General features: G+C 38.7%; 6 protein-coding genes and 1 rRNA gene. 2 read left to right on the forward strand and 5 right to left on the reverse strand.

The window, feature by feature from the left end; all coding sequences use genetic code 11:
- The first annotated feature begins 7 nt into the window (after positions 1–7).
- Positions 8–2,263: a DNA topoisomerase IV subunit A gene (gene parC / locus DPV95_RS08360; protein ID WP_111406933.1), complete on the forward strand. Its 2,256-nt coding sequence runs from the start codon at positions 8–10 to the stop codon at positions 2,261–2,263.
- Between the two features lie 36 nt (positions 2,264–2,299).
- Positions 2,300–3,514, forward strand: coding sequence for a sodium/glutamate symporter (gene gltS, locus DPV95_RS08365; protein ID WP_049367692.1), 1,215 nt, complete (start codon positions 2,300–2,302; stop codon positions 3,512–3,514).
- A gap of 51 nt (positions 3,515–3,565) precedes the next feature.
- Here gltS and mfd read toward each other — a convergent pair whose 3' ends face one another.
- The 5 genes from mfd to rrf form a co-directional block, all read right to left on the reverse strand.
- Positions 3,566–7,003, reverse strand: a complete 3,438-nt coding sequence (mfd, locus tag DPV95_RS08370; RefSeq protein ID WP_111406936.1) for a transcription-repair coupling factor — start codon at positions 7,001–7,003, stop codon at positions 3,566–3,568.
- 118 nt (positions 7,004–7,121) lie between these two features.
- Positions 7,122–7,295, reverse strand: coding sequence for a DUF5363 domain-containing protein (locus DPV95_RS10445; RefSeq protein WP_005697264.1), 174 nt, complete (start codon positions 7,293–7,295; stop codon positions 7,122–7,124).
- Positions 7,292–9,136: a tRNA(Met) cytidine acetyltransferase TmcA gene (locus tag DPV95_RS08375; RefSeq protein WP_207974266.1), complete on the reverse strand. Its 1,845-nt coding sequence runs from the start codon at positions 9,134–9,136 to the stop codon at positions 7,292–7,294. The genes DPV95_RS10445 and DPV95_RS08375 overlap by 4 nt, the downstream gene beginning before the upstream one ends.
- 3 nt (positions 9,137–9,139) lie before the next feature.
- On the reverse strand, positions 9,140–10,906 hold the full coding sequence (locus DPV95_RS08380; RefSeq protein ID WP_111406934.1) for an ATP-binding protein: 1,767 nt from the start codon (positions 10,904–10,906) through the stop codon (positions 9,140–9,142).
- Positions 10,907–11,009: 103 nt separating this feature from the next.
- Positions 11,010–11,125, reverse strand: a 5S ribosomal RNA gene (gene rrf / locus DPV95_RS08385).
- Positions 11,126–11,135 lie beyond the last annotated feature (10 nt).

Below are 11,135 nucleotides of genomic sequence, written 5' to 3' on the forward strand. Positions count from 1 at the left end.
GAAGAATATGAGCAATATTAACTACGAAGGCATCGAGCAGATGCCACTTCGCACCTTTACAGAAAAGGCTTATCTTAACTATTCAATGTATGTCATCATGGATCGTGCTTTGCCTTTTATTGGCGATGGATTAAAGCCTGTTCAACGTCGTATTGTCTATGCGATGTCTGAGCTAGGTTTAAATGCCGCGGCAAAATTTAAAAAATCTGCGCGTACCGTCGGTGATGTGTTAGGTAAATTCCATCCGCACGGCGACTCTGCCTGTTATGAAGCCATGGTATTAATGGCTCAGCCCTTTTCTTACCGTTATCCATTGGTGGACGGACAAGGGAACTGGGGGGCGCCAGATGATCCTAAATCATTCGCCGCAATGCGTTATACAGAATCTCGCCTGTCCAAAATTTCTGAAATTCTATTAACCGAATTGGGTCAAGGCACTGTTGATTTCCAACCGAACTTTGATGGTACTTTAGAAGAACCACAATATTTGCCTGCACGTTTGCCTCATATTCTGTTAAACGGCACCACTGGGATTGCCGTTGGTATGGCAACCGATATTCCACCACACAATATTAATGAAGTGGCAGATGCCGCTGTTCTGCTATTAGATGATCCAAAAGCAGGATTAGATGATGTACTTAATATCATTCAAGGCCCTGATTTCCCAACTGAAGCAGAAATTATTTCACCAAAGGATGATATTCGTAAAATGTACGAAACCGGCCGTGGATCCATCAAGATGCGTGCAACATGGCATAAAGAAGACGGTGAAATCATCATCAGCGCACTTCCTCATCAATCTTCACCCTCTAAAATCATTGCACAAATTGCTGAGCAAATGACGGCGAAAAAATTGCCTATGGTAGAAGATATTCGTGATGAGGCGGATTATGAAAATCCCGTGCGTATTGTACTTGTACCTCGTTCAAATCGCGTTGACACGGATGCCTTAATGGCGCATTTATTTGCGACGACGGATCTCGAAAAAAGCTATCGTGTGAATATGAATATGATCGGACTTGATCATAAACCAGCCGTGAAAGGCTTACTTCAAGTTCTCACAGAATGGCTGACATTCCGTCGTACTACCGTGACACGCCGTTTACAACATCGTTTAGATAAAGTACTCGCTCGTTTACACATTTTAGATGGTTTGATGATTGCCTTCCTCAATATTGATGAAGTCATTGAGATCATTCGTACTGAGGATGAACCTAAACAAGTTTTAATGGCTCGTTTTAACTTAAGTGATGAACAGGCAGAAGCCATTTTAAACTTACGTTTGCGCCATTTAGCCAAATTAGAAGAACATCAATTACAAGCTGAAAAAGATAAACTTGAAGAAGAGCGGTCAAATTTAGAGTTAATTTTGGGATCTGAACGTCGCTTAAATACCTTGATCAAAAAAGAAATTCAAGAAGATGCGAAAAAATACGCCAGTCCTAGAATGTCTCAATTAGTTGAACGTGAAGAAGCGAAAGCTATTTCTGAAAGTGAAATGACTCCAGCAGAACCTGTCACTGTTATCTTATCTGAAATGGGCTGGGTTCGTTGTGCGAAAGGTCATGACATTGATCCGGCAGGATTAAGCTATAAAGCAGGCGATAAATATCTCGCCCACGCTTGTGGTAAAAGTAATCAACCGGTGATCTTTATTGATAGTACAGGTCGTAGTTATGCTTTAGATCCATTAAGCTTGCCTTCTGCACGTTCACAAGGTGAACCTCTCACCGGTAAACTCACGTTACCTGCAGGCGCGACCATTGAACAGGTTATTATGGAATCTGAAAAACAAGAATTATTGATGGCATCAGATGCAGGATATGGTTTTATTTGCAAATTTGAAGACTTAATTGCACGTAATAAAGCAGGAAAAGCCTTGATTTCTTTGCCAGAAAATGCGAAAGTCTTGAAGCCTGAGACACTTTCCGAGTCGGCCTCACTTCTTGTGTCCCTCACTTCAGCGGGTCGAATGCTAATTTTTCCGGTACGGGATTTACCGGCATTATCAAAAGGGAAAGGCAACAAAATCATCAGTATTCCAGCAGCGAATGCAAAAGCTCGGTCAGAATTATTGGTGAAATTGTTCTTAATTTCAGAGCAAGCCAGCCTTGAGTTCCATTCCGGTAAACGAAAAATCACATTAAAACCGGAAGATCTGCAAAAATTCCGTGCGGAACGCGGCAGAAAAGGCTCCCAATTACCACGTGGATTACATAGTAATGTTGACATTGTGGTTGTTGAACCTGAACACAACTCATAAGAATTCTCGAAACCAAACTAAATAGGAGGATATTTCGTGAATATTGTTTTTGATACTTATCAAACACTTGCTTTAGCAAGTTTTGTATTATTACTCGGTTTTTTTCTAGTAAAACGCATTCGAGTTTTACAAACATTTAATATTCCTGAGCCTGTTGTTGGCGGCTTTATTGTAGCTATTGCATTAACGGTTTTATATAAAGTAAATGGTACTTCATTCACTTTTGAGAAAAGTTTACAAACATCGATGATGTTAGTCTTCTTCTCCTCTATCGGTTTAAGTGCAAACTTTGCCCGCTTAATTAAAGGCGGAAAACCATTAGTTATCTTCCTATTTGCAGCGGCAATACTCATTGTTTGCCAAAATGTCATCGGTATTTTAGGTACCCAATTATTGGGCATTGATCCTGCTTACGGTTTACTTGCTGGTTCAGTTACCCTAACTGGTGGTCACGGTACCGGTGCAGCATGGGCAGAAACATTCACTAGAGAATTTAATCTACCGGCTGCAACAGAAATTGCGATGGCATGTGCGACATTCGGTTTAGTCTTTGGAGGTATCTTAGGTGGTCCAGTATCTCGCTATTTATTAAATCATCAAAAACAAGGCGAAAATCCAGAGAATGATGAAGTAGATGACGTACAAGAAGCATTTGAGCACCCAACTTACAAACGTAAAATTAATTCGCGCTCAATCATTGAAACCATTGCTATGCTTTCTTTATGTTTACTCATCGGTCAATACTTAGATGGCTTAACAAAAGGTACACATATTCAATTACCAACATTCGTATGGTGTTTGTTTACAGGTGTAATCATTCGTAACAGCTTAACCCACTTATTCAAATTCCAAGTGGCAGATTCAGCGATTGACGTATTAGGTAGCGTAGGTTTATCTATCTTCTTAGCGATTGCTTTAATGTCTCTCAAACTTTGGGAATTAGCGGGTCTTGCAACAGATGTATTAGTTATCTTAGCGGTTCAAGTTATCTTTATGGCTTTCTTCGCTATCTACGTCACATACCGTATGATGGGTAAAGATTATGATGCGATTGTATTAAGTGCGGGTCACTGTGGTTTCGGTCTCGGTGCAACACCAACAGCCGTGGCTAACATGCAAGCGATTACCAGTCGTTTTGGACCATCTCACAAAGCGTTCTTAATCGTACCAATGGTAGGGGCATTCTTTATCGACTTATTAAATGCCGGTATCTTAAAAATGTTCTTAAGCGTTGTTGAAGCGCTTCACTAATAAAAGGTAAAAAAGAAAGGCTGACATTTTGTCAGCCTTTTTATTTACTTGCTACTCAGTCAGCGTCTTGACTAAATCCATCACAAATTCTAACCGCTCTTTGTTTTCTGGAAGTGCTTTCACAAACTTAAATTTTAATGGGCCATCAAAGCGATAAACAATTGGATTTTGTTGAATCAGTTTAATGAATTTTTCAGGATCAACTTTTGCTGAAGGTGAAAATTCAATAAAGCCTCCTTGAGCTCCCGCATCGATTTTCAATACTTTTAATGGCTTCACCATTAAACGCATTTCAGCAATTTGTAAAAGATTTTTCGTTGCTTCAGGTAATAGGCCAAAGCGATCAATTAATTCAACTTTTAATTCATCTAACTCTTGCTTACTTTCCGCTGCAGCAATGCGTTTATAGAATGACAAACGCATATTCACATCACCAAGATAGTCATCTGGCAATAAAGCTGGGACACGTAGCTCAATTTCTGCTTGTTGATGCGTAATCTCTTCTAATGAAGGTTCTCTGCCCTCTTTTAAGGCTTTAACTGCTGCATCAAGTAATTCCATATAAAGTGAAAAACCGATGCTTTCAATTTGCCCGCTTTGTTCATTCCCTAATAATTCACCTGCACCGCGAATTTCTAAATCGTGCGTCGCAAGAATGAAACCTGCACCTAAGTTATCTAAACTTTCTAACGCTTCTAAACGACGTTTCGCATCTTTCGTCATTAATTTCGGCGGCGGTGTAAGCAAATAAGCATAAGCTTGATGATGGGAACGCCCTACTCGACCACGCAACTGGTGAAGCTGAGCTAAACCAAAATTGTCTGCGCGTTCAATAATAATCGTATTTGCCGTTGGTACATCAATCCCTGTTTCAATAATGGTAGAACAAACTAATACGTTATAACGTTGATGATAAAAATCACTCATCACGCGTTCAAGTTCTCGTTCTCGCATTTGACCATGACCAATTACGACTCGAGCCTCAGGCACAAGTGCGGTCAGTTTTTCTGCCGTATTTTCAATACTCGCCACATCATTATGCAAATAATAAACTTGTCCGCCACGTAAAATCTCACGCAAGATGGCTTCACGAATAATTAAATCATCTTTCTGGCGAACAAATGTTTTGATACTCACTCGGCGAGCTGGTGGTGTCGCAATAATAGAAAGATCACGAATACCATTCATCGCCATATTCAAAGTTCGAGGAATTGGTGTTGCGGTAAGCGTTAAAATATCAATATTTGCTCGAAGTTGTTTAATTTTCTCTTTCTGTCCCACACCAAAGCGATGTTCTTCATCAATGATGAGTAAGCCAAGATCAGAAAACTTCACATCGGATTGAATCAATTTATGGGTTCCAATCAGAATATCAACTTTTCCTTCAGCTAAATTTTCTAAGATTTGTTTTTGCTCTTTGGCTGTTTTAAAGCGAGAAAGCACTTCCACATTAACCGGAAGATTAGCAAAACGATCTTTAAAATTCTCGTAATGCTGTTGAGCTAACAAGGTTGTTGGGACTAATACAGCCACTTGTTTATGGTTCATGACCGCCAAAAATGCGGCGCGCATCGCCACTTCAGTTTTGCCAAAGCCCACATCACCACAAACTAAACGGTCCATCGCTTTGGGTTGGCACATATCTGAAATGACAGCGTTAATCGCCATGGCTTGATCGTGCGTTTCCTCAAAAGGGAAGGTTGCAGCAAATTGCTGAAATTCCTCACGATCATATTTAAATTCAAAGCCTTTTTTCACTTCTCGCTGGGCATACACATCAAGTAATTCAGCTGCCACATCACGAATTTTTTCTGCAGCCTTTTGACGCGTTTTCGCCCACGATTCATTACCTAATTTATGTAATGGTGCGGTTTCATCTGAGCCGCCTACATAGCGACTAATTAAATGAAGAGAACCAACAGGCACATAAAGCTTGGACTCATTTGCATAATTGATCAGCAAATACTCTGCTTTTAAGCCCCCAGTATCGAGTGTCACTAAACCACCATAACGCCCCACACCATGATCTAAATGCACCACAGGCTGCCCAATTTTTAATTCTGCCAGATTACGCACTAAGGTATCTGGATTGACAGCCTTACGTTTATCACGCTGACGTTGCTGTACCCGCTCACCTAAAATTTCATGTTCAGTAATGACAGCTAATTTGGCCTCATCAAGAATAAAACCTTGCTCAAGACGACTTACCCACAAATTAAACTTGTCTTGATTGGCTTCAGATAAGGTTTTAATTTGTTTTGGTTTAATTTTTAATGGTGAAAGCAAATCCAGTAAAGTTTCACGACGTCCTTCAGTTTCAACTGAAAATAAAACATTTCCTCTGAAATGTTCAATAAACTGTCGAAGTTGCGATAACGGTTCTTTTTGCTGTGATTGAATGGTCACTGCTGGTAATGCGAACACCGCTAAATTTTTCTGACGAACAGATGATCGCACTTTTTCTGCTTTAAAATTAATTTTAGGATAATTTTTTAATGCATGATTTACCGCATCAATGCTTAGCCACAATCGTTCTGGCGGCAAAAGAGGACGCATAGGATCAACTTTACGATGCTCATAACGCTGTTTGGCATCAAGATAAAAACGTTCACCTTGTGCTTGATTTGTTTCCATATCCACAAACAACGTTTTTTCGGGCAAGTAATCAAACAACGTTGCCATTTCATCAAAGAATAACGGTTGCCAATATTCAATCCCTGAAATTAATGTACCTTTACTGATTTGCTGATAAATATGCTCAGGATCACGACGAATTTCACCAAAGGTTTCTCTAAATTGTGTACGGAAAAATTCAATACCTTTCTCATCTGTTGGAAATTCGTGTGCAGGTAATAAATTAATGGATTGAATTTCATCTAACGTTCGCTGCGTATCGACATCAAAAGTACGAATCGAATCAATTTCATCATCAAAAAAATCTAAGCGAAATGGAACCGCACTTCCCATTGGGAAAAGATCTAAAAGTGATCCGCGCACAGCATATTCACCATGTTCTAGCACTTGCTCTACGGAGCGATATCCTGCTGACTCTAATTGTAATCGTAATTTTTCAATGACAAGACGGTCGCCTTTTTTAATCAAAAGGACATTGTGCTGTAGATATTTCGGCGGGCACACACGTTGCATTAATGTGCTAATCGGCAAAATAAAGATGCCTTTTTTAGTATTTTGCAAATGAAACAGCGCACTTAAACGAGAAGAAATAATTTCTTGATGAGGCGAAAAAGAATCATAAGGCAACGTTTCCCAATCAGGAAAAAACTCGACGGGTTGAGAAGTTAAATCGGGTAAAACTTGTGATAAACGAACCGCACTTTTGGTATCCGGTGTCACGACCACTGTTAATCCATCATATTGCTCAGCAATTTCACTGACAGCAAGTGCATCAGCACCCGTTAATACGTTGCCAAGAATTTTATGGTCATTTGGCTGAGTGGGAATATCAAAATTAAAATAGGTTGTTTTCATAAGTGCGGTCAATTTTTATCTCATTTTTTATTTGAATAGCGAGTTAGTTTAGCAAACTCACTCTACTTTTCAAGAATTATCTGTATAAAAAAACAGGGCTAATTAACCCTGCTTTCTCTTATTTTTTGAGCGGCTCTAGTGGCTTCTCTTTTTTTACATGACCATCATCATCAAATTCAATGCGTGGCATACAACCTCGACAAGAGCCTTTATCTAAACCGAGCTCTTTGCAAAACTTATTATATTCATCTACGGCTTTGCGAAACCAACCTTTTTTTTCTTGTTCGCTCATCTTGCCTCCTTTTTTAATTTTTGTGCAATTTCCGAACGTAATGATTTTAACCCATTTTTCTTACTATAGGGTATCTGTTTTGTGATGAAATAATCTCGCATTAAAGGACAATCTTTTTCATCTAAATTCATTAAAAATCGACGAATTGCCGGCAAAGCGGAAGCTAAAGTGCGGTGAAAATAAGCGAAGTTTTTTAGGCTTAACCAATCTCCATCAAGCAATTCCCAATCTACTGATGTGGTATTAAATTCCTGAGCAAGTGGATGGAAAGACAAAGGCATATTCCGTTGAAAAGATTGCTTTGCTTCTCTTTCTAATTCAATCCCTTGTGCAGAAAGCCCTTTTAGAGCGATAGCTGAATAACAACCACTACTCGCCTCTAAATGCTCGCCTAAATGAACAAGAGAAAAACCACATTTCTGCCAAAACTGAGCCAGTTCTTTGGTATAACCAAAACTCACTGATAAATAATCCATATCGGCATTTTGTGTGATATATTCAATGAGTTGTGTACCTATACCATGCTGCTGCCACATAGGCTGAACCGCAATTCTCGAAATACGTAAAGAATGCAATTCACAAGCCTTTTGTTGTTGAGCATGAAAACAAAGTGCTTGAGGCACGAGATTGCCTTTCGGGCGTCTACTACCTTGTTGAATAGCTTCAATGAGGGCTGAATCTTCAATCCCACCTTCTTTTAATGCCCAAACTGTGCCTAGTAAATTTTGCTCACTTTCAGCAGTAAAAAAGCACTGTAAATTGGCATCAAATAATCGCCGTAGATCTAATGGTGATGTACGATAATGAGCTAATGTCATCAAGCCATAGAATTGGGGCAATGAAGAAAGTATTTCCTCTTGTGAGCGTTCAGTGATTTGGCATATTTTGCTTTTATCGTATGGCGTTTGTTTAAAATCATCCTCTATATTCAATAATAAAAGCTCATCAATAAATGCCTCTAAAACATCATCTTTAGACCAACGTAGCGGTTCAATAAGCTCAAAGTCAGAAAAAGTGCGGTTAATTTTTTGCTTAAATTTAAGCTCAAAACCTCGTCCTGTTCCCTCATAACTATGGATGGTTGTCGTAAATAAAATATGCTTAAAATGCTGGGAAAAATCGCTAAGTTGAGCAATCGGCAGCATTGCCGCCTCATCAACAAAAAGCCAAGCATTTTCAGAAAAAGAAGGATCATTTTGCAAAGCAAGGAAAAGCGCATCTGGTGCAATAAAGATAATCTCTTTTTGTGAAAATTCAGCCAAAATTTTAACCGCACTTTTATTCGGTGCGGTGAGGTAAATTTTAGTATCCAGTTGATTCGCTAATAAGCCTGCTAGAGCTGATTTCCCTCTTCCTCGTTTGGCAGTAAGAAAGTAGAGCTCGGATTCTTTTTGTAAGATTTGCTCAATGATTTTCTGCTGATCTAAGGTTGCGTTGTGATTGACAAATAATTGCTGAAAAGTGCGGCCAAATTTTAAATCATTTTGATAATAAAGAACGGGGAAACCATATTTATGAATACAATGCTTAAAATATGTCATAAATCTTGGCGTAGCAATTGTCTCAATCGAACCTGACCAACGAAGACTATCTTCATCTAATTGAGAATGAAGTTTCTCCCAATTTGATAGCAAGACAATTAAGGCACCATTAATTTTCAATGTACCGGCCGCAATGGCGAGCGCCTCTAAATGGATACCTTTCCGCGCATCAAACAAGATCGTCTCAAACTCTTGCCCAAGAAGATTTTGAATTTTAGAAAACTCATTAATGATCAAGGTATTTACCGGCAAATGAGACGGCATATTCTCACTGATCAAAATTTGAAAATGACGTGTCATGAATTATTTTTCTAAATAGGCTTCTAATTCAGCTAAATTTTTAGGCCATTCATTACTGAGTTGCGTTATCCATGAAGCAATATCGGATGTCCAATCCGGTAATGAGGTATCTTGAGCCTGTTTTGCGATATTTTGAACATTAACAAGTCCTACCGAGGCGGCTGCACCTTTAATTTTATGTGCGACATCTGACACGTTTTGTTTCATATCCGTGTTTGCTAGATAATCCTCATAAGCTGTTTCTAATTCATCTAAATAAATTGGCATCCATTGTTTAAATAACGCCACATTAGCTTTCGCTTGAGATTTTCCGATTAACTCAATAAGTGAAATATTGATGCCTTCTTGAACTTGAGGAGTTTCTTCTTCATCAGAGATACATTCAATATCATCGCCTAAAAAAGTTTTAAAGCACTGACGTAACTCAACCAAAGAAAGGGGCTTGCGCAATACGCCATCCATTCCCTGTTCTTGATATTCTTCTTCACTGTGCATCACGTTCGCTGTAAAGGCAATTAAAGGTGGGAGAAAATCATAAATCCCTTCTTCGTAGTTTTTACGTAGATAGTATGCAATATCAAAACCTGACATATCTGGCAACTTAATATCAAGAAAAACAATATCATAAGTATTTTTCTCAAATAATTGGATAGCCTGTTCACCATTCATGGCAACGTCAACATAATGACCTTGCTTTTCAAGAATGCTTTTGGCCACAACCACATTCAATTCAACGTCTTCTACTAATAAAATAGAAAGATGCTGCATAGCTTTTTCTGCATTTCCCTCATGAGCTTGTGCTTGTTCAGCAATGATCGTTAAGTAAAAGGTTGAACCTTTGTCCAATTCACTTTCAACCGTTAAATCCCCTTGCATTAACTGCGCAAGATTCTTAGAAATCGCAAGACCGATGCCACTTCCTGCAGAACGGTGAATATTATCTTTAACCTGATAATACATGGTAAAAATCTTATCTAATTCACAAGGTGCAATACCCGCTCCTGTATCAGTAACACTAAATTGATACTGATTATTTTGCATTTTCTGCACCTTTAGAACCACTTCTCCTTTATCAGTGAATTTGACGGCATTACTAATTAGATTCCAAAGAATTTGGCTAAGGCGAGCACGATCGAGATAAAGCCAATTAGGTAAATTATCATCCAGTTTTAAAGAAAATTTTAGCCCTTTTTGTTCAGCCATCAAGGTACCAAAATTATAAAAATCATTAAGTAGTGAATGAAAATCACAAGGCTGAATATTTAATTCGATTCGTTTGGAGTCGATCTTATCTAAATCAATAATATCACTAAAAATATGACCTAAACTGACCGCACTTAGATTAATTGTATTGAGGTAATTTTGTTGTTGTTCTGTTAATTTATCATCTAATAGAATTCGACTAAGACCAATAATCCCATTTAAAGGCGTACGTAATTCATGACTAATCGTTGCAAGTAAGGTGCTTTTATCACGGCTATTTTTTTCCAATCGAGCTAGCGTTTTAGAGAGTTCTAAACGGGAACGCTCTAATCGTTCAACAAGCAGCGTAAAAAAATAAATAACAAAAGGAGCGGTAAATAAACCAAAAGTAATTGAGCGAGCAATGTCACTCCAGTGAATCCCATCACTAAGGAGGGTGCTTAATAAGATTTGTATACAGATAGCTAAAATCGCAAGAATAGCGATACCAAGTAAAGAGAAACGAACTCGACCTAATCGAATAACCCAATCAACATAACGTTGCGCAAAATATCTAAAGTTTTTCATGGTTTATATTGAGAAATAAAAATTGAGATCATTCTATATAATTTTTAATAAAAATCCATAAACAAAAACCCCAAGCCATTTAGCTCGGGGTTCTACATTCACTACCTGGCGGTGTCCTACTCTCACATGGGGAAGCCCCACACTACCATCGGCGCATCGGCGTTTCACTTCTGAGTTCGGTATGGGGTCAGGTGGGACCACCGCTCTATCGCCGCCAGGATTATTCCTT

This window comes from Haemophilus parainfluenzae (assembly GCF_003252755.1).
GTDB classification, from domain to species: domain Bacteria; phylum Pseudomonadota; class Gammaproteobacteria; order Enterobacterales; family Pasteurellaceae; genus Haemophilus_D; species Haemophilus_D parainfluenzae_N.

What these genes read in the sequence shown, in the direction of transcription:
- parC (WP_111406933.1), top strand. Translation starts at nt 8, where the DNA reads ATGAGCAATATTAACTACGAAGGCATCGAGCAGATGCCACTTCGCACC.
- mfd (WP_111406936.1), bottom strand. Translation starts at nt 7,003, where the DNA reads ATGAAAACAACCTATTTTAATTTTGATATTCCCACTCAGCCAAATGAC.
- DPV95_RS08375 (WP_207974266.1), bottom strand. Translation starts at nt 9,136, where the DNA reads ATGACACGTCATTTTCAAATTTTGATCAGTGAGAATATGCCGTCTCAT.
- DPV95_RS08380 (WP_111406934.1), bottom strand. Translation starts at nt 10,906, where the DNA reads ATGAAAAACTTTAGATATTTTGCGCAACGTTATGTTGATTGGGTTATT.
- DPV95_RS10445 (WP_005697264.1), bottom strand. Translation starts at nt 7,295, where the DNA reads ATGAGCGAACAAGAAAAAAAAGGTTGGTTTCGCAAAGCCGTAGATGAA.